Here is a 22808-nt window from a genome sequence, read left to right as displayed (position 1 = left end):
GGGGGGAAGCAAAGTGTGCCATGTTAAAGACGTATTAGCAGATCAGTTATTAGCAAATGCGAATGATCCTAGTTGGTATATTCCATTTTCAGATGCAGTTAAGGATTTATCTGAGAGAGAAGCTTTTTGGAAACCGAATGAAGAGTGTAATAGTATAGCTGAAATTGTACAACATTTACTGTATTGGAATACGACGTGGCAAACTAGGTACAAAGAATCAAATGTTAATGCTGTGCCCGCTATTGGTGATAATAACAAAAGTTTTATGCTATCAGATAATCAAACATTTGAAGAGTTAAGAGAAAAACTATTAGAGAAACTGTTACAATGGCAAAGTCTCATAAATGAAGACAAGGTTGAAAGTGATGTAATTGGATTTCCTGTATCTGCGAAGTGGTGGGAAGTATTAGCTAATGTAACGACTCATAACGCGTATCACATTGGTCAAATTATTTACATTCGGAAATTACAGAAGAGTTTTGATAATGAATAAGATAATAATTCTCAAATTAGGTGAACAAAAGTGGACAAAACGAGACAGATGTCTCATTTTGTCCACTTTTTTATTATGAAAGAAAAGAGAAAACCTATTAAATCAGGGATTAGAATTTGGCACAGTACTTGCAATATAAAAGATGAACAAGAAAATAGGAGGGCTGGACATGTTAAAAACAACTGAAAGTAAAGGGAATGAAATTACGAAAGAACAAGCTCGTTGGATGTATGAAAAAATGTTAGAGATTCGTAAGTTTGAAGACAAGGTGCATGAATTGTTCGCGCAAGGCGTTCTGCCAGGTTTCGTTCATTTATACGCTGGTGAAGAAGCAGTAGCAGTTGGTGTATGTGCCCACTTAACAGATAGTGACAGTATTACAAGTACGCATAGAGGTCACGGCCATTGTATCGCAAAAGGTTGTGATTTAAATGGCATGATGGCCGAACTTTTTGGGAAAGCGACAGGGTTATGTAAAGGTAAAGGTGGTTCAATGCATATTGCCGATTTAGATAAAGGAATGCTTGGTGCGAATGGGATTGTAGGCGGAGGTTTTCCACTTGCTTGCGGTTCAGCATTAACAGCTAAATATAAAGGAACGAAAGATGTAAGTGTTTGCTTCTTCGGTGACGGAGCAAATAATGAAGGAACATTCCATGAAGGGGTTAATTTAGCAGCGATTTGGAAGTTACCAGTTATTTTTATCGCAGAAAATAACTGTTACGGTGAAGCAACGACATTTGAATATGCGTCAAGTTGTGATTCCATTGCAGATCGAGCGAAAGCTTACAATATTCCAGGTGTTCAAGTAGATGGAAAAGATTTACTTGCAGTGTATAAAGCGGCGGAAGAAGCAGTAGAACGTGCGCGTAATGGCGGTGGTCCAACAATAATTGAATGTATGACATATCGTAATTACGGTCATTTCGAAGGTGAAGCGCAAACGTATAAAACTTCAGAAGAAAAAGAAGAACATTTAAATGAAAAAGATGCGATTGTGAATTTCCGTAAGCATTTAATTCATGAAGCTTTATTAACAGAATCTGAACTTGTGGATATGGAAAAGGCAGTAGATGAAGCAGTGCAACAATCAATTGAATTTAGTGAAAACAGTCCATATCCGGAAGATGAAGAATTATTAAAAGATGTATACGTTTCTTACAAATAAGAGGAGGGTGAAAAATAATGACTAGAACAGTAAGTATGTCAACGGCAATTAATGAAGCGATGAAAATATCAATGCGTCGTGATGAAAATGTAATTTTAATCGGAGAAGATGTTGCAGGCGGTGCACAAGTGGATCACTTGCAAGATGATGAAGCATGGGGCGGTGTACTCGGTGTTACGAAAGGACTTGTACAAGAATTTGGCCGAAATCGTATTTTAGATACTCCAATTTCAGAAGCGGGTTATATGGGAGCGGCGATGGCAGCGGCGGCAACAGGTTTACGTCCGATAGCTGAATTAATGTTTAATGATTTTATCGGAAGTTGTCTTGATCAAGTATTAAACCAAGGTGCAAAGTTCCGCTATATGTTCGGTGGTAAAGCGAAAGTGCCAGTTACAGTACGTACGATGCACGGTGCTGGATTTAGCGCAGCGGCACAGCATTCACAAAGTTTATATGCGTTATTTACGAGCATTCCAGGTATAAAAGTTGTCGTTCCTTCCACTCCTTATGACGCAAAAGGCTTATTATTAGCGGCAATTGAAGATGACGACCCAGTAATCTTCTTTGAAGATAAAACACTTTACAATATGAAAGGCGAAGTACCAGAAGGGTACTATACAATTCCTTTAGGAAAAGCAGATATTAAACGTGAAGGTTCTGATGTAACAATCGTTGCAATTGGAAAACAAGTTCATACAGCACTTGCAGCTGCAAAGCAATTATCGGAAAAAGGACTCGAAGTAGAAGTAATCGATCCACGTTCTTTATCACCGCTGGATGAAGATACGATTTTAGCATCTATTGAAAAGACGAATCGCCTGATTGTTATTGACGAAGCAAATCCAAGATGTAGTATCGCAACAGATATTGCGGCAATTGTAGCGGATAAAGGATTCGATTTGTTAGATGCACCTATTAAACGAATTACAGCACCACATACACCAGTTCCGTTTTCGCCACCACTTGAAAAGTTATATTTACCAACGCCGGAGAAAGTAATTGAAACTGTATCAGAAATGATCGGAGACCAATCTTTATTACATGTGTAATAAAACGATGAGAAGGGAGAGAGAAACATGGCTGTAGAAGTTGTAATGCCGAAGTTAGGTATGGCGATGAAAGAAGGTATTATTACGAGCTGGAATATTAAAGCAGGTGATAATGTAGAAAAAGGTGAACTAATTGCTAGTATTAACTCGGAAAAAATCGAAACTGAAATAGAAGCACCAGCTGATGGAACTGTTCTTGATATAGCTGTAAGTGAAGATGAGGGAGTGCCGCCGGGTACTGTAATTTGCTACATCGGTAAACCGGACGAAAAAGTAGAAGTTCATGAAAACATACATGTTGTAGAAGAAAAAACATCTAATCCAGAACCTAAAAAGGTACAACATCCAGAACCATATGCGATAGATGTGACGAAGCAAAGAGTTAAAATATCTCCAGTAGCAAAGAAAATTGCAAAAACTGAAAATCTCGATATTAGATCATTAATTGGTACAGGACCTGGCGGAAGAATTACAAAGGTAGATGTATTAAAGGCGCTTGAAGAAAGAGTAGCAATTCCAGAAGTACTTGAACAAGAAGAAAGTAAAGTCATTCCTATTACTGGTATGCGAAAAGCAATTGCGAACCGTATGCATGCAAGCTTACAAAATAGTGCGCAATTAACATTAACGATGAAAGTAGATGTTACAGATTTAGTTGCTTTACATAAAAATATGGCTGAAGTTGTGCAAAAACGCTATGAAAATAAATTAACAATTACAGATTTTGTTTCTCGTGCTGTTGTATTAGCACTTCAGGAGCATAAAGAAATGAATAGTGCTTATATAAATGATACAATTCATCAATTTGAGCATGTGCATTTAGGAATGGCAGTAGCGTTAGAAAATGGATTAGTCGTTCCAGCTATTGGCTTTGCAAATAATTTATCTTTAGTAGAGTTATCTAAAGAAATTAAAAAAGCTGCACAAAAAGCAAGAGAGGGTAGTTTAAGTAGTGATGATATGCAAGGAACGACATTTACAATTAGTAATTTAGGAAGCTTTGGAATTGAATACTTCACACCGGTATTAAATACACCTGAATCTGGTATTTTAGGTGTCGGCGCAATTGAACACGTTCCAGTATATAAAGGGGAAGAATTGCAAAAAGGAAGCATGTTACCATTAAGTTTAACATTCGATCATCGTGTATTAGATGGTGCACCAGCAGCTGCATTTTTACGCACAATTAAACAATATTTAGAAGAACCTGTAACAATTCTTCTATAAAAAGAAGGTGAGAAAATGAGTAAATTAGTTGTAATCGGGGGCGGACCAGCTGGCTATGTAGCAGCAATCACTGCTGCTCAAAATGGTAAAGAAGTTGTTCTTATTGATGAAGCTGACCTTGGTGGAACGTGTTTAAATGTCGGGTGTATGCCTACGAAATCATTGTTAGAGAGTGCTGAAGTATACGATATTGTTAATTATGCGAATCGTTTTGGAGTATTAGTAGATAAGCAGAATGTATCAATTGATTGGAAACAAATACAGACGAGAAAATCACAAATCGTTACGCAGCTCGTCCAAGGTATACAATATTTAATGAAGAAAAACAAAATTAAAGTAATAAAAGGTAAGGCGGAATTTGAAACGGATCATCGCTTGCACGTATTACAAGGCGGCAAAGAAGAAATAGTAGATGGGGATCAATTTATTATCGCGGCTGGGTCGGAACCGATCGAACTGTCGTTTGCTTCATTTGATAGGAAATGGATTTTAAATAGTAGCCATGTAATATCTCTTGAAAACATACCAGCTTCATTACTTATCGTTGGCGGTGGTGTAATAGGTTGTGAATTTGCAAGTATATATAGTCGCCTTGGAACGAAAGTAACGATTGTTGAAATGGCACCGCAATTACTACCTGGTGAAGATGAAGATATCGCAAGCATTTTAAGAGAAAAACTAGAAAATGACGGCGTAGAAATTTTCACAGGGGCAGCTTTAAAAGGATTAAATAATCATAAAAAGCAAGTGATGTTTGAATATAAAGATAGTATTCATGAAATATCTCCAGAGTATGTTCTTGTATCTGTCGGCAGAAAACCACGTGTGCAACAATTAGGTTTAGAAAAGGCAGGAGTTCAATTTTCAAATAAAGGGATTACTGTAAATGAGCATATGCAAACGAATGTACCACATATTTATGCTGCGGGTGATATTATTGGAGGTATTCAACTTGCTCACGTGGCTTTCCATGAAGGAACGACGGCAGCATTACACGCGTGCGGAGAAGCTGCGAAAGTAAATTATCATGCTGTACCACGTTGTATTTATACAAGTCCAGAAATTGCAAGTGTCGGTTTAACCGAAAAAGGAGCAAGTGAGCAATATGGTGATATCCTCATAGGAGAATTCCCATTTACAGCTAATGGAAAAGCTCTTATTATAGGAGAACAAACGGGTAAAGTAAAGGTCATTGTGGAGTCTAAATATCAAGAAATTGTAGGAATCTCTATTATTGGTCCTCGTGCAACGGAATTAATTGGACAAGGAACGGTTATGATTCATACAGAAGTAACTGCTGATATAATGAGAGATTATATTGCAGCACATCCAACTTTATCTGAAGCAATTCATGAAGCATTACTTCAGGCAGTAGGACATGCTGTGCATGCTTGAATGTGAAAAGACCAGTCTTAAATTGACTGGTCTTTCTAGTGTTCAATGCAATATTTATAAAAGAACTATAACTTTTAGTGCTTTCGATAAACTTCAAGTAACTTTTACAGGAGTGACGAAATGTTCTATACCGGAAAATTTTGAAGGTGCTTGGTGGCTATACCATGAAATAGAGCTTACTGAAGATGGTCTCGAACTGGGTGTTTTATTTGATTGTCCATTTAGAGAAGTGAAGATTTGTGCAAAGGATGTATTGCTTGAGAAAAAATGACTTAGATACATGTATATTAACTAATAATAAAGAGAGTCTCTGTAGATGATATTTACAAGTTCGATAATAAAAAAAACAGTCATTAAAGACTGTTTTTTTATTTTGATGCTAGATTATCAAGTTTCCAGTATGTATTTGTTAATGGAGCAACTTTACTATCTATGTACAAATACATATTATTTAAATCTTTTGGTAAAGTTTTCATATTAAATAAAATGTCAGTAGTTAAAGAGAACTCAGATGGAACCTTTTCAGCGTTCTCATTGTGTATAACTTCGCCTTCGTATTTATTACCAGTTTTTTCATCTTTAATGAAATATTTTATTTCTGAAAGATCTATAGTTTCCTTATCGGCTCGAGCGTTATTAATTGTAACACGAGCTGTAAGGCGCCACTCTTTATCAATTTTTTCAATTTTTGCATTTTCGACTGTTGCTCTATAGTATTCGTTTTTAAAGATTTCCCCATAGTGCATTGCATTCTTTTCGAGAGCGCTCTTCTCTTGTTTTTGTGTACCACTTCCATTACATCCTGCCATTATCCCTGTAAATAATAATGCTGTACAAGTTACTTTGATTAAAGATTTCATAGTAATTCCTTTCTGTATTAAAAAGTAAAACATAGGAATAATTTTACATCAGCAGGAAAATAAATAGAAGTCTTTTTATGGAATATACAAATATACATTTATTTGGTATTAAAAGTAATGAAGTAAAAAGAGAGAAAAAACTCGCATAAAGCTGGAAAAATAAGAATTGAAAATATTGTAAAACGGAAGAAACGTGCATATAATTAACATAAAGTTTAAATTTCTGAATCTTCAATAACGGTGGTGAAAACATGTTTACTGAAGAACGTCGAGAGAACATTTTAGAATTGCTTAAGAAAGATGGAAGAGTAATCGCAAAGGATCTTGCGGAAAGGTTCGATATGTCTATCGATTCTATAAGAAGAGATCTGTCAATAATGGAGAAAGATGGTTTATTAAAAAGAACGCACGGAGGTGCCATTGAACTTGCTCGAGTGAGAAACTTAGCTGCGGAACCATCTAAACGTTATAGTGAAGGTACAATATACGAGGAAGCAATTGCAAAAATGGCTGCTTCGTATATAAAAGAAGGTGATTCAATTTTTATTGGCGGGGCTTCTATCCATTATGCAATGCTAAAATATTTACCTGAAATATCATTTACAGTTATCACGAATTCTATAGAAATAGCTAGTCAACTACGGGAAGATAAAGATGTTGATACGTATTTAATAGGTGGTAAGGTAAAGCCTTCTGGGAATATTACAGATACACTTGCTTCCGAATCGATTAGTAGTTTTACTATTGATATTTATTTTTCTACAGGTGGTGGCATTTCATTAAATGGTATAAGTACCTCAACACCGGAAGTTGCTCATTTCGGAAAAACAGTAAGCAAAATTGCTCGAAGAAATATTTGTTTAGCACCCCATAATAAACTTGGAATTGATTGTTTTATAAAAGGGGAATCCCTTAAAGAAATTGATCTTATTATAACAGATGAAGAAGCTCATAAAGAAGTAATTCAAGAGTTTGAGAAGCAGGATAAAAAATTGGTAATAGCCCAATCTACTGAATAACAAAAGGAGTTTGCAATGATTATAAAAGAGCAAGAGTTTCATATAAATGGACTAGATTATACAATTCGATCTGCAACTTTCCAAGATGCAGATCAGTTATCGGAAATACGAGTACAGATTGATGGAGAAACTGAAAATATGGATAGAGAGGCCGGAGAGGGATTAATAGATACGGAGGGGTTTCAAAAAATAATCAAAACTGATAGTGAAAAAATGAAAAATCTATTTTTAGTTGCAGAAGTGCACAATCGAATCGTTGGATTTTCAAGATGTGAAGGATCTGATTTAAAGAGATTGTCCCATAAGGTTGAGTTTGGCGTTTGTATTTTAAAAGAGTTTTGGGGATATGGAATTGGTAAGAGTCTATTACAACAATCTATCAATTGGGCTGACGAAAATGAAGTGAAAAAGATAGCGTTACAAGTGTTAGAAACAAACGAGAAAGCAATTCAGCTTTATAAAAAATTAGAATTTGAAGTAGAGGGCGTTCTGAAAAATGATAAGAGGCTGTCGGATGGTAAGTATTACGATACGGTTATCATGGGCAGATTTAACGATACTTCTCATAAAAGAGGTGAAGAAATATGTTTTACAGAAGGAAGTACTATATAGTAAAAAATGAATTCGTAGAAATATTTAATGATCATTTCAATAACACGAATTTACCTAACCAATTAAAGCATGGTTCTCGTTTAATAGGACGCTGGATGAAAGATAATAATGATGGTACAACTGAAGTATTTACAATATGGGAATATGATAGTTATGAAGATTATATAGAAATTGAAACGAAAATTAGAAATGATAAAATGCACGTTAAAAGAATACGTGATTGGTATGATAAATATGGCGGGAGGGAATACGTTTTACGAGAGTACATAATGGAGATGGAAAATGAAGAGTTGCTATGTACTGTAAAGCGATAGAGGAGTGAAATTTAATGGAAATAAGAACGAAATTATTTATTAGTTTAGCATCTACTATTTTATTTATCGTTGCGGTGGTAATATTCTTTTTTAATAATAATCCGATAAAGTGGTTTTGGTTCTGTATTTTACTAGGATCAGTTATACAAAATATAGTTTTATTTAAAAAATATAAAAAAAATCATTAAGATATTCAAGTTAATAACATATTTGTGTCATCTTCTCAATGTTATTGAAAACGCTTTTACCCGGTTTTATAATAAAAGTATGTTTTTTAAATCTCCAAAACAATTAAAAGGGAGATGATACAATGTTAGTTTCACCGTTTTACTTACATACATGGAAAAAATTTGTGGATGAAGGTGTTCTTGATTCAAACCGTATAAATGAAAGAATTTCAGAATCCTGGCATCGTTGTAAACAAGCGAATGTAAATCCTCATATGAACAAAGGTCAGAATATTTTGACTCATAATATTTTTCAAGATCAAAAACTAAAGAGTGAGATTTTCCTCGATATAGCATTACCTCACTTACAAAATATGAATAAAACAATAGATGAACTACAGATGATGGCACTATTAATTGATCCAGATGGATATGTACTTTCATTAAGTGGCAATAAACAAACGTTAAAACGAGCGAAACACATTAATTTCATTGAAGGTGTGAAATGGACTGAAGCTGCGGTTGGGACAAATGCTATTGGTACAGCGTTAGAAATTGAAGAGGCAATTATGATAAGTGGTACAGAACATTATTCTGTCGCTTCTCATAGCTGGAGTTGCGCGGCTGCTCCAATTCACAATGATGATGGGAAATTAATTGGCGTTCTTGATTTTTCATGTCCGATTGAGTTTTCGCATCCGTATATGCTTGGCATGGTAACTTCAATTGCGCATGCAATTGAACGTGAATGTAGCATTCGTGTACATCAAAACGAACTACATTTAATTCACCGTTTTCTAGATGTAATTGATAGTGATGAACAAGTTGTTATTTGTAATCATCGTGATGTTGTTGTATCTGCAAGTAAACGAGTACGTGAGCAAGTTTCAAATTGGTCGCGGATGAGACTAGTGGACTTATTGCAGAATGGAATGATGTCAAAATTAGAAGTACCTGTATATAGTAATGATAGAATGATAGGGAAATGTATTTATTTAAAAGAAAATAGAAGTTCAAACATATATGGTTCTTTACGAATAAATGGCAAAGTACATTTTTCAGGTGTCATTGGGACGAGCCCTTCTTTTAATAACACGTTAAAAGAAATCCAGCTTGTTTCACCGACTGATGCTAGTGTATACGTATGTGGTGAAACAGGTGTAGGAAAAGAGTATGTTGCTAGAGCAATTCATGAAAATAGCCCAAGAAAAGATGGCCCTTTTATAGCTGTTAATTGTGGTTCATTGCCGAAAGAATTAATGGAAAGTGAACTGTTCGGCTATGCTGAAGGAGCGTTTACAGGGGCACGACGTCAAGGTTATAAAGGAAAGTTTGAACAAGCGGACGGAGGAACAATCTTTTTAGATGAAATTGGAGAAGTTCCACCAGAAATGCAAGTGGCATTATTACGTGTTTTACAAGAACGAACAGTAACGCCGATAGGAAGTTCAAAAGAAATCCCGATAAATATTCGTGTTATTACAGCAACACATAAAGATTTATTACGATTAGTAGAAGAAGGGAAATTCCGTCAAGATTTATATTATCGTTTACACGTTTATCCGATATACGTTCCATCATTATCAGAAAGAAATGAAGACATCCCGTATTTTATACAAGATTTTTGTGAGCGAAAGCATTGGAATGTTCAATTCCCTACTAGCATTTGCAAGCAATTTTCACAACATAAATGGCCAGGAAATATAAGAGAATTATTAAATGTACTAGAACGTATTTACATTTTGTCGCAAGGACGGGAAATATGCGAAAAACAAATCTCATTTTTATTACAGACGATGATGGGAAAGCAAAAACAACTTGAGTTGCAAACTGAAAATGAAGAGGAACATACGTTGAATTTTCGTGAAAAAATACAGTGCGATAGCATGATTGAAGCATTGCATAAGACGAATGGGAATGTATCTTTAGCTGCAAAGTTATTAGATGTGCCTCGGAGTACGTTTTATAAGAGAATGCAAAAATTCAGGCTATAAAAGTAGATTTTTGTAATCTACTTTTTCTTTATGAGCTCACGTTCTGTCGGAATGTGCGCTTGCCGGGGAAATAATAGAATAGTTAGAAAAAAGATTTCCTGAAGGAGAGTTGTAAGTGAAGTATATTGAAATTGGTATCGGAAATCGGTGGTTCGTTCGGACGGAAACGGAGAATAAGGATGGGACTGAATTTGAGGAACGAGGAATTGTAAAACCCATTTACTTTGAGTCTTTATATGTACGAGTCTGGTTTCGGAAAACGTGTTTTATTTTTGACACGAAAGAAGGGTTTAAGAAAGTAAGAAAAAGTAGAGATGAGTATAAATTTATTGTTGGAATTGTGAGTAGATTAAAACAATAAAATAAAACAGGGGGTGTTCTTATGATTAGAATTACCACATTCATACTCGCAATTATTGTATTAGGCTATTCCATTTATAGTTGGAATGATGGTTCGAAGCAAAGTATGCTCATTTTACAATTACTGTTAGGTTTCATGCTTGCTGGTATGGGGATACAAAACTTTAAGAACGATGAAAAAGAGAATAAAAATATGGGGCTTTTGCTTTTACTTACATCACTATTTTGTATCATTATATCGCTTATAAAATATTTTAAATAAACCATTACTTAACATATTGAGTAATGGTTTATTTTTTTGAAGTTTTCTCATTAAAAATTTCAGTAGCTGCTTGGTACATTTTTTTATCAATACAAAATTTTTCCGTTATCCAATAAGTAAGTTCAGAAGAGGTAAGGATATGTTCTCTTTTCTTACCTTGGAAATACTGTTTTAAAACAATATCATTAATAGAAGTTGATTTTAATAATATTATATAAAAATTGTTAGAAAATATAGTTGTTTATAAGAGGGGAGAAAATTAAATGCCGATGTCATTGTATTATAAAAGACTTCGTAAAAATGTAGGATCTGAGCTTATTTTTATGCCAAGTGTAGCTGCTATTATTAAAAATGAGCAAGGAGAGATCTTATTTCAATACCCTGGAGGAGAATATTGGAGTTTGCCAGCTGGAGCAATTGAACCAGGAGAAACACCAGAGGACGCGATTGTTAGGGAAGTATGGGAGGAAACCGGATTAAAAGTAGAAGTGAAAAAAGAAAAAGGAGTGTTTGGAGGGGAAGAATTCAGACATACATATTCGAATGGAGATCAAGTAGAGTATATTGTAGTTGTATTTGAATGTGAAGTTGTCGGTGGAGAGTTGAAAGCGATAGATGGAGAATCTTTAAAACTACAGTATTTTCCCTTATTTGAAAGACCACCATTGGCATTACCATACCCAGATAGAATATTTTTATAAATGATAAAATAGCACACTTTAAATATATGAAGTGTGCTATATATATAACCCCGTGGTGTACATCTCCGTTAACGTATATACAATTTCTTCTAAATCTATCTCTTTATCATTTTGCACGATTGTCCAAAGGAACATTTCATTCATAGAGAACCAGCCGCATGCGACAATCTCTTTATTTAACTTAGTTCGTACTAATTCATTTTCCAGGGAATGAGTAATGTCTTGTATAATCCGTGTTACAAAGCGTTCGCGAATCTCATCCCATTTTTGACGTATTTCTTTTGAGGTTCTTATTGCTTCTTCAACAACTTGTAATATAGCTCTTTCTTCTTGTGCTAACTGTAAAAAAGCGCGCACTTGATTCTGAATCATATCTCGTGCTTCGGCCTTTGTTTGAGGGGAAAAAGAGCGATCAGCAATATCATAAAAGCGATTCATCACACCTTCCATCAAAACGACGAGGAGAGCATCTTTGTTTTTAAAGTATACATATGCTGTTCCATAACCAGTTTCTGCATGTTTAATAATTTGCGTGATTGTAGTTTTCTGAAATCCGTTTTTTATAAAAATAGTATAACCGGAATGTAATAGTTTCTTTTTCGTTTCTAAGGAGCGGTGTTTTCTTGTTGAAAGAGTAGTGTTTTTCAAAGAATCACCTCTTTATACTGAAATATCTGAAAATATAATTGTATTGTAAAAGAAGTTAGTATATAAAGTCAACTGACATAATATCATTGACGTCATATCAATTTAAGTGATATATTTCAATTAGTTAGAATAAAAAGAAAATTAAAAGAAGGTGACACCATGTATAAAGAACCATTTCAACCAACTTATGAGTATGCGCTTGAATGTGATAAACATGATGAACTGAAAGATTTTCAAACTGAATTTTATAAAAAAGAAGAAACAATATATTTAGATGGTAACTCTTTAGGGTTGCTTTCAAAAAGAGCAGAGAAATCGTTACTTACTTTGCTAGATTCATGGAAAGAGTTTGGAATTGATGGATGGACTGAAGGTGAGCATCCGTGGTTTTTCCTTTCGGAGAAATTAGGTGAATTGACAGCACCTCTTATTGGAGCTTTGCCGGAAGAAACAATTGTAACCGGTTCCACGACTGCGAATATACATCAAGTTATTGCGACGTTTTATGAGCCGAAAGGAATACGTACAAAAATTCTTGCGGATGAATTAACGTTCCCGTCAGATATATATGCGCTCCAAAGTCAAATTCGTTTAAAAGGATTAGATCCAGATGAGCACCTAATGAGAGTAAAGAGCAGAGATGGTAGAACATTAAATGAGGAAGATATCATTCATGCGATGACTGATGATATCGCTTTAATTTTATTGCCTTCTGTACTATATAGAAGCGGACAGATTCTTGATATGAAGCGATTAACAACTGAAGCTCATAAACGTGGTATTCATATTGGATTTGATTTATGTCATTCAATTGGATCTATTCCACATCATTTCAAAGAGTGGGATGTTGATTTCGCTATATGGTGTAATTATAAATATTTAAATGCAGGACCTGGTGGTGTTGGGGGCCTTTATGTAAATAAAAAGCACTTTAATAGAATTCCAGGATTGTCTGGGTGGTTTAGTTCTAGAAAAGATAAGCAGTTTGATATGGAACATTCATTAACTGCAGCTGATCATGCTGGGGCCTATCAAATAGGGACACCTCACGTATTAAGTATTGCACCATTAATCGGTTCTCTTGAAATTTTTAAAGATGCCCGTATTGAGAGATTACGTGAAAAGTCATTACATATAACAAGATATATGCTCGATTTAATTCAATTGGAGTTAAATGATATGGGATTTACAATCGGAAATCCGCTAGAGGATGAAAAACGAGGCGGGCATATTTATTTAGAACATGCTGAGGCGGCACGTATATGTAAAGCGTTAAAAGCAAATGGAGTGATTCCAGACTTTAGAGCTCCAAATGGAGTTAGACTTGCGCCTGTTGCTTTATACAATACGTATGAGGAAGTATGGAACTCTGTACAAATCTTAAAGGAAATTATGAAAAATGAAGAATATAAAAACTTTGAAAATAAGCGAGAGGTTGTGGCATAAGCATGAAAACATCGCAGTGGATTGATATTTCACAACCGCTAAATAATGATATCGCGACGTGGCCAGGGGATACACCGTTCTCGTATGAAGTTTCATGGTCAAAAGAAGACAGTGGTTCGGTAAATGTCGGAAAGTTAACGATGAGTATCCATACAGGTACTCATATTGATGCACCTTTTCATTTCGATAATGACGGCAAGAAGGTGTTAGATTTAGATATACAAGTATACGTAGGCGCAGCACGAGTTATCGATGTTTCAGGGCTGGAGAGTATCGGTAAAAAGGAATTAGAACGTTTTAACTTAGAAGGTGTAGAGCGATTATTATTACGTACATCTTCACATGGTAAAGCGCAAGAATTTCCAGAAAAAACCCCGTATTTACGTGCTGATATTGCACCATTTCTTGCAGATAAGGGCATTCGTTTAATCGGGGTAGATGTACCATCAGTTGATCCGTTAGATGATAAAGAACTAGCAGCACATCATCAATTATTTAAACACGGAATTCACATTTTAGAAAATGTCGTACTAGATCACGTAGCAGACGGCGATTACGAACTTATTGCCTTACCACTTGCATTAACAGATGCAGATGGAAGTCCAGTTCGAGCTGTTATTAGACCAATATAAATAGAAATGTTAAAAGGGGCGTTTGACTAATATGAAAGAAAACGAAAAGGTAATTATGGAAAAAGGGATTCACACTGATTTTAAGGAAAATATGACGTACGGAGAGTATTTACAGCTAGATAGCTTATTATCTAGTCAACAAAGATTATCAGATCATCATGATGAAATGTTATTTATCGTTATTCACCAAGCGAGTGAGCTTTGGATGAAACTAATTTTACATGAACTGAATGCAGCAATTGAATCTATTAAACAAGATAAATTAGCACCTGCATTTAAAATGTTAGCACGTGTATCAAAAATTCAGTCGCAAATTATTCAATCTTGGGATATTCTTGCGACATTAACGCCATCAGAATATATTGAGTTCCGTGATTCACTTGGTCAGGCTTCAGGTTTTCAGTCGTATCAATATCGAATGATTGAGTATGCACTTGGTTATAAAACAACACATGCATTAAAGATTTATGAAAAAGACCCAGAATTACATGCTCGTCTTCATAAAGCACTTCATGCACCAAGTTTGTATGATGTGGCGATACAAGCGCTTGTTAAAGAAGGATTCCAAATTCATAAAGATGTGTTAAATCGTGATATTACGCAGCCTTACGAAGAGGATGCAACTGTAGAAGCAGCTTGGTTAGAAGTATATGCAGACGTGAAAAAATATTGGGATTTATATCAACTTGCAGAAAAGTTAATTGATATTGAAGATTGGTTACAACAATGGCGCTTCCGTCATATGAAAACGGTAGAGAGAATTATTGGTTTTAAGATGGGAACTGGTGGTTCTTCTGGTGTATCCTATTTAAAACGTGTGCTTGATCAGCGTTTCTTCCCTGAACTTTGGAATGTGCGAACTAAGTTATAAAAATAAAACCTGACAGCTATAGCTGTCAGGTTTTATTTTTTAGAGTTAATTTCGTTTATTAGACGTTTTTGAAATTGTTGATAAGATTGGTTTTCAATTCGGCTTAAATGGCGGTAAGGTATGATTGTACAGAATTTATTTGAGTTTGGATAAAGGAATTTAAATGTATATTGCTTATGAAAAATGAAATCTTTTGAAAGGAAATTTAAGTTTTGTAAGATTGAAATCAGGTTTAAAAGTGCTCTTTTTCCGTGTACAACGATTATAGAAGGTTGTATTGTATGTAACATCTCAATAAATGGTTGCTTTACTTCTTCTAAGATATCTTTAGGTAATGCTCGTAATTCTTTTTCTTTTGATGTTGGATAAGAGAAAATATTAGTTTCGAACATTACTTCATTTGGATCTGTAAAAACTTTTGTAACCAAATCATTAATTCTTTTTCGAGTTGAAGATAGTTTTCTTTTACCTTTCTTTATTCGTAGCGCTTCATAATAAGAAATGAATTTTTTATGGGATAAAATTAAGTTTTGATATTCGCTTTGCTTCAAATCGTTTTTATGAATTGGAGTTGCTGGATTATATCCGACTAGAAATATGTTTGGGTTTGTGTCATGGTTTAAATATAGTCCAGGGCGTAAATACACGCCATTTAAACTAGGATAACTATAACTCACAATAATGCCCTTTAAATTATTGGTCATCGTATAAAAACTCCTTTCTAAATTCAAACATACAATAAAAGGATGTGTTTTAATAGAGAAAGAGAGATAAAATTACATAAACAACAAATACTATATAGTCAAATAAACATTAAAACGGAGGAAGATTTCTTGAATTTCGAGCAATTACAAAATAAATTTGAAAAGAAAAAGGTTAATACATTTCTTGTTTATCAAAAGGGGGAATTAACGACTGAGTACTATAAAACGATAGACTGTGCAAATGACTTGTTTAAAATAAATTCGATTACAAAAAGTATCGTATCTATATTAATTGGTATCGCAATTGATAAAGGATTTATAAATAATATACATACACCAATCACAACATGGATTCCCAATGTACCGGAGGAAAAGAGGGAACTAACGCTGTATCATTTATTAACGATGACAACAGGAGAAGATTGGCAAGAGTTCGGAAATGGGGTTGTTTTCCCAAATGATTTTGTGGAATCAGACAATTGGGTGCAATACATTTTAGAAAAGCCGCTCATTGAAGAAATGGGTACGAAAATGAATTATAATTCAGGTTCTTCTCATTTACTTAGTTACATCATTCAAGAAGCAACTGGAATGTCGACGGAGCAGTTCGCGAAAAATTATTTATTTGAGCCATTAAACATTACAGAATATGAATGGCAACAAGACCCGCAAGGTATATATGTCGGCGGATTCGGTATGAAAATGAAATCTATAGATTTATTAAAGCTAGGAAAATTATGTTTGCATAATGGATATTGGAAGGGAAATGATATTGTATCATCGAAATGGTTAGAAGAATCAAGTACAGCTCTATTTGAAACGTATGAACATGTCGGGGCATATGGATATCACTGGTGGGTATTAAATAACGAAAGATTTCACATACCGTATTGTATATATTTTGCTATGGGATACGGAGGGCAATACATTATTATCATTCCGCAGTTAGAGCTCGTAGCTGTTATTAGTAGTCACATGCCCAAACGTGGCCTCGTACCATTAAAGTTATTTATAGAGCATGTACAAGAGAATTCTAATTCTATATAAGGACAGGAGAAAGATGTGTTATGAGAAGTGCTAAAACGATAGCGATATTTAGATTGTTTTTAAGTCTTTTAGCGTTTAGTGCACTTATTACTCAATTTGTTACAAGAGCACAAGTGAAACCGTTCAATCCAGTTAATTTTTTTAGTTACTTCACAATTGAAAGCAACATTTTAGTGGCGGTAATTCTTCTATTAAGTAGTTTAGGGTCAGCCCTATTTGGACGTTCGGAGCAGTTTGGAGTTCTTCGAGGTGCAGCTACAGTATACATACTGACTACAGGGCTTATTTATTTTTTGTTATTAAGGGGATTAGAAGAGTCACTTCAAACACCGATACCGTGGGTAAATACTGTGCTTCATTACATCATGCCATTAGCGATGATTTTAGATTGGGTTATAAATCCACCTACGAAGACCATTACATGGAAACAGGCTGCGAGTTGGCTTGTTTTCCCGCTTTTATATGTTGTCTATAGCTTAATACGAGGTCCATTCGTTAATTGGTACCCATATCCGTTTCTAGATCCAAGAATAGGTGGATATGGTAGAGTATTTATATATAGTATCGGAATAGCAGTTGTAATTGGAGTTATTTGTGGATTGGTGAAAATGTTAGGGAATCGATCTTTAAGTTTAAAACAATAACTTTCATTATTAAATGTATATGAATAAACCCCTCTGTTTAACTTAAAACAGAGGGGTTTATTTGTTCTATCGATTTGTTTTCTGAAATGACATCTTTAAAAACTTATCTGTTTTCGTATCGAATTCTACATCAACAAAAACACCATATTCTTTTCCATTCTCACGAAGCCATAATTTAAACTTTTCAACTGTTATTTGAACAGTTTTTGGTTTTCTACCTATATGAAGATAATCAATAATCTCTGCTTTCGGATATTGTTCTTTCGTTTTTTCAACGGCTAGTTTACCCCATTTTGCATAGGGCGGCTGTGCGTGAACTATAGATGGACCAGTATATATATTTGAACATGCTGTTAGTAAAAAAATCGCGAATGCTATACGTGTGAAGAAATACTTCATAATAAGCTCCTTTTACTCTTTTTTATATTGTGTGCATATATCTTCAAGCATATAAGTTTGGGTTTTTTTGTCTTCTTTACATAAAAGCTTCATATTTACAAAACATAACCATGAATTCATTACTGTAATTAAGGAGGGAAATATATGCTTCAAAAAGGTTTTTTGAAGATAGCGGTTTTACTTACCTTTATTGGCTTATCTTTAATGGTAAGTAGTATACAAACCAAGAATGTAGAAGCCTTTTCTAATCAAGTGATTCAAAGGGGAGCTTCTGGAGAAGATGTCATTGAACTGCAAACTCGTTTGAAATATAACGGATTTTATACGGGGAAAGTTGATGGTGTTTTCGGATGGAGTACATATTGGGCACTTCGAAACTTTCAGCAAAAATTCGGATTACCAGTTGATGGTTTAGCGGGTGCTAAAACGAAGCAAATGCTTGTAAAGGCGACGAAGTATGATAAGTCAACCGCTAATAAAGGTACTACAACTAATAAAGGGAATAGCGGTGGAGGTACGCAAGAAAATAAACCACCACAAAGCAAAGGGACAAATGTTCCAAACGGTTATTCTCAAAATGATATTCAGCTAATGGCAAACGCTGTATACGGAGAATCCCGTGGTGAGCCGTATTTAGGACAAGTTGCAGTAGCTGCGGTTATTTTAAACCGTGTTACAAGTGCATCCTTCCCAAATACCGTTTCAGGTGTCATCTTTGAACCGAGAGCTTTTACAGCAGTAGCAGATGGACAAATATATTTAACGCCAAATGAAAATGCGAAAAAAGCCGTATTAGATGCAATCAATGGATGGGACCCAACTGGGAATGCATTATATTATTTCAATCCAGATACTGCGACAAGTAAATGGATTTGGACTCGTCCACAAATTAAAAAAATTGGTAAACATATTTTCTGTAAATAGAGCGGAGGTGGAAACATGTTACGAGGTATTATCATTGTATTGTTAACAGTAGGTGTAGTCGGAACAGGGTATTGGGGCTATAAAGAGCATCAAGAAAAAAATGCAGTATTAATTCGAGCGGAAAATAGTTATCAGCGTGCGTTTCATGATTTAGCATATGAAGTTGATTTATTACACGATAAAATTGGAACAGCACTGGCGATGAATTCACGTTCCTCATTATCGCCAGCTTTAGTAGATGTATGGCGTTTAACATCAGAGGCTCGTTCTGATGTAGGACAATTACCTTTAACATTAATGCCATTTAATAAAACGGAAGAGTTCCTTGCGAATATTGGTGATTTTAGTTATCGTGCAGCGGTTCGTGATTTAGAAAAAGAACCGTTAAATGATCAAGAATATAAAACGTTGCAAGGTTTATATTCAAATGCAGGAAATATACAAGATGAACTGAGAAAAGTGCAGCATCTTGTATTGAAAAATAATCTTCGCTGGATGGATGTAGAAATGGCTCTTGCGTCAAACCAAGATCCAGCAGATAACACAATTATCGATGGATTAAAGACGGTAGAAAAGAATGTAACATCATATTCGTCCACAAACTTTGGACCGACTTTTACAAGTGCACAAAAGAATAAAAAAGGCGGATTTGAGGCAGAAGGAAAAGCGATTTCGAAAGAGGAAGCGGAAAAAATCGCGAAATCATTTTTAAACTTAAAAGGGAATGAAAAAGTAGAAGTTGAGAAAAGTGGAAAAGGTGCAAAAGAATCATTCTACAGTGTAAAAATTCAAGATCCAGCAACGAACAATGAGTATTATATGGATATTACCGGAAAAGGTGGATATCCAATTTGGGTAATGAATAACCGAGAAATTAAAGAGCAAAAAATTAGTTTAAATGATGCAGGAAGTAAAGGATTAACATTTTTAAAGGATCATAAGTTTACAAATATGGAGCTATTTGATAGTTCTCAATATGATAATATCGGTGTGTTTACGTACGTTGTAAATGAAAATGGAGTGCGTATTTATCCAGAAGCAATTCAAATGAAAATTGCTTTAGATGATGGATCGATTGTTGGTTTTTCTGCGAAAGAATATTTAGCATCGCATCAAAAACGAACAATTCCGAGTGCGAAACTAACTGCTGCTGAGGCGAGAAAGAAAATAAACCCCGATGTAAAAGTTATGGAGGAACGTAAAGCTGTAGTAGTAAATGACTTGCATAATGAAGTACTTTGTTATGAATTTATTGGTACTTTAGGGAAAGATACGTACCAAATCTTCATTAACGCAAATAGTGGTGCAGAAGAAAAAGTGAAGAAGATGCAAGCTGTTGAAAAAATTTATGATTAAACATCAATGATAAAGTGGTGAAAATAATGAAAATCATTATATATATGTTAATGCTTTGTTTCGTCATTACTGGATGTAGCATTGGAAAAAAAGACAATCCTAATGAAAAGCCAGAACAAAAAAATGTCTCGATGAAAAATGTTACGTATACAAATAAATCAAATAAGCCAAATGAAAAAGCAGCTGATCATCTGGCATCTTTAGCTGCAAGTATACCTGGCGTAAACGATGCGACAGCAGTAGTAGTTGGGAAATATGCTGTTGTAGGTATTGATGTAAAAGCAAAACTTGATCGAACTCGTGTTGAGTCAATTAAGTACTCCGTAGCAGAAAGTTTGAAGAATGACCCAAATGGTGCTAATGCAGTCGTTGTAGCAGATGTTGATACGTATGAAAGATTAAAACAAATAGGTAAGCAAATTAAAAAAGGTAAAACTGGTGAAGGTATACTTGATGAATTAGCAGCAATTGTTGGCCGAGTAATGCCGCAAGTTCCAAATGATATGATTGAAAATAGAGAAACGAATCCGATTAAAGATAATGATAAACAATTACCAAAAGATGAAGAACAAGAACTACGAAAAGAACAAGAAGATCAGTCAAATAACCATTTGAAAAAATAGTGAAAATCCCGTGCTAAATTGTACGGGATTTTTCTGTAAGATTAAATATTCAGTTTATTTTTAAGGGAATATATGGTTTAATAATGAGGGGAGGGACAACCGTTATGATGAAAAAAAGCGCACTCATATTAGGTGTTTTATGCATAGGTTTTAGTATGACAGCGTGTGAACAGAAGAAAGAAGTGAAGAAGAAAACAGCTACGTCTTCTACTATAACGGAAAATAAAAAGCAAGAGTCCATTAATATAAATCATTTCTCAAATATTAATGAAGGAATGACTTATACAGAAGTGAAAGATTTAATCGGTTTTGAAGGGGATTTACTCATAGAAGAAGGGGAAGAGCATTCTACACAAATTAAACAAATTTTTGCTTGGAAAGGCAGCGATCCAAAATCATTTGCTGAGATTACATTTTTGGATGGAAAAGTGCATTCTAAAACACAGCAAGGTTTAAGTTAATGACTTGAAGGAATGGGAGAGTTAAGCATGAACATACATACAGGGGAAATACAATTAGTTCCGTATAAGGAGCAGTATAAAGAGATACTACAATCATTTACTTTACCAAGTGAACAAGTTCAATTTACGGCGAATCCAGGTGAATTACTGGAGAAAGCGAAAAATGATCGAACGAAAAATGTAGTTGTTATTTTAGACTATAACGGAGTACCTGTAGGTGTATTTATATTACAAACAGGTGATAGAGTACAGGAGTTTACAGAAAATAAGGATGCCATACTTTTAACTTCTTTTTCTGTTAATCATAATAAACAAGGGAAAGGATATACTAAAAAATCCTTGGCGTTATTACAAGACTTTGTAAAATATTATTATCCAATAAAAAATGAAGTAATTCTTGCTGTAAATGAAAAAAATATTCCGGCACAAAAGTTATATGAAAAAGTTGGGTTTCAAGATAAAGGGTATAGAAGAATGGGACCGATTGGACAACAATTAATATTACATTTATCGATAACCAAATAATTTAAAAAGCTTACTCTTGAAAAATCATGAAGTAAGCTTTTTTATTTGAGATATTGTCCATGCATGATATGTTAGAAGAATTAAAGCCAGTATCCGAGAAATATGAAGGTGCAAAACAAATCGATTGTTGAGCACTTAAATACGTGAGGAGTATTATATGACAATTTATATTGCACTACTACGGGGAATTAATGTAGGTGGGCATAAAGTAATCAAAATGGCGGATTTGAAAAAAGTCTTTGAATCAATAGGTTTAAAAAAAGTGAAAACATATATTCAAAGTGGAAATGTAGTGTTTGAGTCAGAAGAAGAGATAAGTTTTTTAAAGGAACGAATTGAATGTGAAATTAAGAATGTTTTTGATTTCGATGTTCCAGTCATGTTAAGAACAAATGATGAATTTATTAATATTATTAAAAAGTGTCCTTACGAGACCCATTCGTTATTAGAAGGAGAAAGTGTACATGTGGCCTTTTTAGCTAATCCACTTTCTGAAGAAGCCAGTAAGGGGTTACTTATGTACAATAGTGAACTTGAAGAATGCTATATTTATGAGAAAGTTGTATATTTGTTATTCAAAAGTAGCATTCGGAATTCTAAACTAATGAACCAGTTTCAAAAATTACATACGCCAGCTACAGTAAGGAACTGGCGTACTGTGAATAAGCTGAAAGCAATAGCAAAAGAGATGTAAATAAAAAAGTGGTTTTCTATTTACAGAAAACCACTTTTTTTATTTATATTGTTTGGCGACAATGAGCTCAACGATAGGATAAATAAAGAATGAAGAACAAAGTGCCATAAATAAAGGTAGGTTCTTTATTTCATCGAGTAATAGGGATGAAAATCCTTCAGAAAATATTAAAATAAGAAACATCACACACATAAGTACAAAATAAGATAT

At 34.4% G+C, this 22808-nt stretch carries 27 protein-coding genes and 1 pseudogene; 24 read left to right on the top strand and 4 right to left on the bottom strand.

From position 1 onward, the window contains the following. Positions 1–13: 13 nt before the first annotated feature. The 6 genes and pseudogenes from ACFWDE_RS12465 to ACFWDE_RS12440 form a co-directional block, all read left to right on the top strand. Positions 14–493 (top strand): DinB family protein, encoded by a 480-nt coding sequence (locus ACFWDE_RS12465; protein ID WP_377892633.1) that lies wholly within the window; start codon positions 14–16, stop codon positions 491–493. A 169-nt stretch (positions 494–662) separates the two neighbouring features. Continuing rightward, complete coding sequence (acoA, locus tag ACFWDE_RS12460) at positions 663–1661, top strand: acetoin:2,6-dichlorophenolindophenol oxidoreductase subunit alpha (RefSeq protein WP_289403999.1); 999 nt, start codon at positions 663–665, stop codon at positions 1659–1661. Positions 1662–1678: 17 nt separating this feature from the next. Next, positions 1679–2713: an acetoin:2,6-dichlorophenolindophenol oxidoreductase subunit beta gene (gene acoB, locus ACFWDE_RS12455; protein ID WP_377892632.1), complete on the top strand. Its 1035-nt coding sequence runs from the start codon at positions 1679–1681 to the stop codon at positions 2711–2713. Between the two features lie 27 nt (positions 2714–2740). Next, positions 2741–3940 carry a dihydrolipoamide acetyltransferase family protein gene (locus tag ACFWDE_RS12450; RefSeq protein WP_377892630.1) on the top strand — a complete coding sequence of 400 codons (1200 nt, stop codon included), beginning with the start codon at positions 2741–2743 and terminating at the stop codon, positions 3938–3940. Positions 3941–3955: 15 nt separating this feature from the next. Next, a complete protein-coding gene (gene lpdA, locus ACFWDE_RS12445; protein WP_377892628.1) occupies positions 3956–5335 on the top strand; it encodes a dihydrolipoyl dehydrogenase in 1380 nt (459 codons plus the stop codon). A 70-nt stretch (positions 5336–5405) separates the two neighbouring features. Next, positions 5406–5606 (top strand): annotated as a pseudogene (locus ACFWDE_RS12440) (DUF4085 family protein); the annotation flags it as partial. Positions 5607–5703: 97 nt separating this feature from the next. Here the strand turns inward: ACFWDE_RS12440 and ACFWDE_RS12435 are convergent. Next, positions 5704–6195, bottom strand: coding sequence for a hypothetical protein (locus ACFWDE_RS12435; RefSeq protein WP_377892627.1), 492 nt, complete (start codon positions 6193–6195; stop codon positions 5704–5706). 251 nt (positions 6196–6446) lie between these two features. Here ACFWDE_RS12435 and ACFWDE_RS12430 point away from each other — a divergent pair, with 251 nt between their 5' ends. The 7 genes from ACFWDE_RS12430 (at position 6447) to ACFWDE_RS12400 (ending at position 11624) form a co-directional block, all read left to right on the top strand. Next, positions 6447–7214 (top strand): DeoR/GlpR family DNA-binding transcription regulator, encoded by a 768-nt coding sequence (locus ACFWDE_RS12430; RefSeq protein WP_377892625.1) that lies wholly within the window; start codon positions 6447–6449, stop codon positions 7212–7214. Between the two features lie 15 nt (positions 7215–7229). After that, the gene (locus ACFWDE_RS12425; protein ID WP_377892623.1) at positions 7230–7826 is read left to right on the top strand and encodes a GNAT family N-acetyltransferase; all 597 of its coding nucleotides are present in this window, start codon (positions 7230–7232) and stop codon (positions 7824–7826) included. Next, positions 7799–8140, top strand: a complete 342-nt coding sequence (locus ACFWDE_RS12420) for an NIPSNAP family protein (protein WP_377892622.1) — start codon at positions 7799–7801, stop codon at positions 8138–8140. The genes ACFWDE_RS12425 and ACFWDE_RS12420 overlap by 28 nt, the downstream gene beginning before the upstream one ends. 310 nt (positions 8141–8450) lie before the next feature. After that, the gene (locus ACFWDE_RS12415; RefSeq protein ID WP_377892620.1) at positions 8451–10301 is read left to right on the top strand and encodes a sigma-54-dependent Fis family transcriptional regulator; all 1851 of its coding nucleotides are present in this window, start codon (positions 8451–8453) and stop codon (positions 10299–10301) included. A 115-nt stretch (positions 10302–10416) separates the two neighbouring features. Continuing rightward, on the top strand, positions 10417–10662 hold the full coding sequence (locus ACFWDE_RS12410; RefSeq protein WP_377892618.1) for a DUF3977 family protein: 246 nt from the start codon (positions 10417–10419) through the stop codon (positions 10660–10662). A 21-nt stretch (positions 10663–10683) separates the two neighbouring features. Then, complete coding sequence (locus ACFWDE_RS12405; RefSeq protein WP_377892617.1) at positions 10684–10923, top strand: DUF3953 domain-containing protein; 240 nt, start codon at positions 10684–10686, stop codon at positions 10921–10923. A 263-nt stretch (positions 10924–11186) separates the two neighbouring features. Then, the gene (locus ACFWDE_RS12400; RefSeq protein WP_377892615.1) at positions 11187–11624 is read left to right on the top strand and encodes an NUDIX domain-containing protein; all 438 of its coding nucleotides are present in this window, start codon (positions 11187–11189) and stop codon (positions 11622–11624) included. A gap of 36 nt (positions 11625–11660) precedes the next feature. Here the strand turns inward: ACFWDE_RS12400 and ACFWDE_RS12395 are convergent, their stop codons facing one another. Then, on the bottom strand, positions 11661–12272 hold the full coding sequence (locus ACFWDE_RS12395; RefSeq protein WP_377892614.1) for a TetR/AcrR family transcriptional regulator: 612 nt from the start codon (positions 12270–12272) through the stop codon (positions 11661–11663). Positions 12273–12431: 159 nt separating this feature from the next. Here ACFWDE_RS12395 and kynU point away from each other — a divergent pair, with 159 nt between their 5' ends. Genes kynU through kynA form a run of 3 tightly spaced genes read left to right on the top strand, consistent with a single transcriptional unit; the run spans position 12432 to position 15221 of the window. Continuing rightward, entirely contained in the window at positions 12432–13718 is a 1287-nt protein-coding gene (kynU, locus tag ACFWDE_RS12390) for a kynureninase (protein WP_377892612.1), read from the top strand. A gap of 2 nt (positions 13719–13720) precedes the next feature. Beyond that, entirely contained in the window at positions 13721–14350 is a 630-nt protein-coding gene (gene kynB / locus ACFWDE_RS12385; RefSeq protein ID WP_377892610.1) for an arylformamidase, read from the top strand. Positions 14351–14381: 31 nt separating this feature from the next. Next, entirely contained in the window at positions 14382–15221 is an 840-nt protein-coding gene (gene kynA, locus ACFWDE_RS12380) for a tryptophan 2,3-dioxygenase (RefSeq protein WP_377892608.1), read from the top strand. A 32-nt stretch (positions 15222–15253) separates the two neighbouring features. Here kynA and ACFWDE_RS12375 read toward each other — a convergent pair whose 3' ends face one another. Then, positions 15254–15925: a hypothetical protein gene (locus tag ACFWDE_RS12375; protein WP_377892606.1), complete on the bottom strand. Its 672-nt coding sequence runs from the start codon at positions 15923–15925 to the stop codon at positions 15254–15256. A gap of 129 nt (positions 15926–16054) precedes the next feature. On the opposite strand from ACFWDE_RS12375, the gene ACFWDE_RS12370 reads away from it, so the two are divergent. Both ACFWDE_RS12370 and ACFWDE_RS12365 read left to right on the top strand, forming a co-directional pair. Then, positions 16055–16972, top strand: coding sequence for a serine hydrolase domain-containing protein (locus ACFWDE_RS12370; protein ID WP_377892604.1), 918 nt, complete (start codon positions 16055–16057; stop codon positions 16970–16972). Between the two features lie 20 nt (positions 16973–16992). Further along, entirely contained in the window at positions 16993–17616 is a 624-nt protein-coding gene (locus tag ACFWDE_RS12365) for a Pr6Pr family membrane protein (RefSeq protein ID WP_377892602.1), read from the top strand. Positions 17617–17682: 66 nt separating this feature from the next. Here ACFWDE_RS12365 and ACFWDE_RS12360 read toward each other — a convergent pair whose 3' ends face one another. Next, on the bottom strand, positions 17683–18015 hold the full coding sequence (locus ACFWDE_RS12360) for a DUF3889 domain-containing protein (RefSeq protein ID WP_377892600.1): 333 nt from the start codon (positions 18013–18015) through the stop codon (positions 17683–17685). 144 nt (positions 18016–18159) lie between these two features. Between ACFWDE_RS12360 and sleB the strand changes: the two genes are divergently transcribed. The 6 genes from sleB (at position 18160) to ACFWDE_RS12330 (ending at position 22598) form a co-directional block, all read left to right on the top strand. Next, a complete protein-coding gene (gene sleB, locus ACFWDE_RS12355; RefSeq protein ID WP_377892599.1) occupies positions 18160–18939 on the top strand; it encodes a spore cortex-lytic enzyme in 780 nt (259 codons plus the stop codon). 15 nt (positions 18940–18954) lie between these two features. Further along, positions 18955–20295, top strand: coding sequence for a germination protein YpeB (gene ypeB / locus ACFWDE_RS12350; protein WP_377892598.1), 1341 nt, complete (start codon positions 18955–18957; stop codon positions 20293–20295). Between the two features lie 26 nt (positions 20296–20321). Further along, positions 20322–20918, top strand: a complete 597-nt coding sequence (locus tag ACFWDE_RS12345; protein WP_002085166.1) for a YhcN/YlaJ family sporulation lipoprotein — start codon at positions 20322–20324, stop codon at positions 20916–20918. Between the two features lie 104 nt (positions 20919–21022). Beyond that, complete coding sequence (locus ACFWDE_RS12340; RefSeq protein ID WP_105584878.1) at positions 21023–21379, top strand: hypothetical protein; 357 nt, start codon at positions 21023–21025, stop codon at positions 21377–21379. A 27-nt stretch (positions 21380–21406) separates the two neighbouring features. Then, positions 21407–21904 (top strand): GNAT family N-acetyltransferase, encoded by a 498-nt coding sequence (locus tag ACFWDE_RS12335; RefSeq protein ID WP_377892596.1) that lies wholly within the window; start codon positions 21407–21409, stop codon positions 21902–21904. Positions 21905–22061: 157 nt separating this feature from the next. Next, positions 22062–22598: a DUF1697 domain-containing protein gene (locus ACFWDE_RS12330; RefSeq protein WP_377892594.1), complete on the top strand. Its 537-nt coding sequence runs from the start codon at positions 22062–22064 to the stop codon at positions 22596–22598. Positions 22599–22808 lie beyond the last annotated feature (210 nt).

Origin of the sequence: Bacillus sp. NPDC060175 (assembly GCF_042728695.1) — a bacterium.
GTDB lineage: Bacteria > Bacillota > Bacilli > Bacillales > Bacillaceae_G > Bacillus_A.
The sequence above is the reverse complement of the archived record's forward strand: the minus strand, read 5'-3'. Positions and strand labels throughout refer to the sequence as shown.

Excerpts from the sequence above, each read along its gene's own strand:
- acoA (WP_289403999.1), top strand. The coding sequence starts at position 663 with ATGTTAAAAACAACTGAAAGTAAAGGGAATGAAATTACGAAAGAACAA.
- acoB (WP_377892632.1), top strand. The coding sequence starts at position 1,679 with ATGACTAGAACAGTAAGTATGTCAACGGCAATTAATGAAGCGATGAAA.
- ACFWDE_RS12450 (WP_377892630.1), top strand. The coding sequence starts at position 2,741 with ATGGCTGTAGAAGTTGTAATGCCGAAGTTAGGTATGGCGATGAAAGAA.
- lpdA (WP_377892628.1), top strand. The coding sequence starts at position 3,956 with ATGAGTAAATTAGTTGTAATCGGGGGCGGACCAGCTGGCTATGTAGCA.
- ACFWDE_RS12435 (WP_377892627.1), bottom strand. The coding sequence starts at position 6,195 with ATGAAATCTTTAATCAAAGTAACTTGTACAGCATTATTATTTACAGGG.
- ACFWDE_RS12430 (WP_377892625.1), top strand. The coding sequence starts at position 6,447 with ATGTTTACTGAAGAACGTCGAGAGAACATTTTAGAATTGCTTAAGAAA.
- ACFWDE_RS12425 (WP_377892623.1), top strand. The coding sequence starts at position 7,230 with ATGATTATAAAAGAGCAAGAGTTTCATATAAATGGACTAGATTATACA.
- ACFWDE_RS12420 (WP_377892622.1), top strand. The coding sequence starts at position 7,799 with ATGTTTTACAGAAGGAAGTACTATATAGTAAAAAATGAATTCGTAGAA.
- ACFWDE_RS12415 (WP_377892620.1), top strand. The coding sequence starts at position 8,451 with ATGTTAGTTTCACCGTTTTACTTACATACATGGAAAAAATTTGTGGAT.
- ACFWDE_RS12405 (WP_377892617.1), top strand. The coding sequence starts at position 10,684 with ATGATTAGAATTACCACATTCATACTCGCAATTATTGTATTAGGCTAT.
- ACFWDE_RS12400 (WP_377892615.1), top strand. The coding sequence starts at position 11,187 with ATGCCGATGTCATTGTATTATAAAAGACTTCGTAAAAATGTAGGATCT.
- kynU (WP_377892612.1), top strand. The coding sequence starts at position 12,432 with ATGTATAAAGAACCATTTCAACCAACTTATGAGTATGCGCTTGAATGT.
- kynB (WP_377892610.1), top strand. The coding sequence starts at position 13,721 with ATGAAAACATCGCAGTGGATTGATATTTCACAACCGCTAAATAATGAT.
- kynA (WP_377892608.1), top strand. The coding sequence starts at position 14,382 with ATGAAAGAAAACGAAAAGGTAATTATGGAAAAAGGGATTCACACTGAT.
- ACFWDE_RS12375 (WP_377892606.1), bottom strand. The coding sequence starts at position 15,925 with ATGACCAATAATTTAAAGGGCATTATTGTGAGTTATAGTTATCCTAGT.
- ACFWDE_RS12365 (WP_377892602.1), top strand. The coding sequence starts at position 16,993 with ATGAGAAGTGCTAAAACGATAGCGATATTTAGATTGTTTTTAAGTCTT.
- ACFWDE_RS12360 (WP_377892600.1), bottom strand. The coding sequence starts at position 18,015 with ATGAAGTATTTCTTCACACGTATAGCATTCGCGATTTTTTTACTAACA.
- sleB (WP_377892599.1), top strand. The coding sequence starts at position 18,160 with ATGCTTCAAAAAGGTTTTTTGAAGATAGCGGTTTTACTTACCTTTATT.
- ypeB (WP_377892598.1), top strand. The coding sequence starts at position 18,955 with ATGTTACGAGGTATTATCATTGTATTGTTAACAGTAGGTGTAGTCGGA.
- ACFWDE_RS12345 (WP_002085166.1), top strand. The coding sequence starts at position 20,322 with ATGAAAATCATTATATATATGTTAATGCTTTGTTTCGTCATTACTGGA.
- ACFWDE_RS12340 (WP_105584878.1), top strand. The coding sequence starts at position 21,023 with ATGATGAAAAAAAGCGCACTCATATTAGGTGTTTTATGCATAGGTTTT.
- ACFWDE_RS12335 (WP_377892596.1), top strand. The coding sequence starts at position 21,407 with ATGAACATACATACAGGGGAAATACAATTAGTTCCGTATAAGGAGCAG.
- ACFWDE_RS12330 (WP_377892594.1), top strand. The coding sequence starts at position 22,062 with ATGACAATTTATATTGCACTACTACGGGGAATTAATGTAGGTGGGCAT.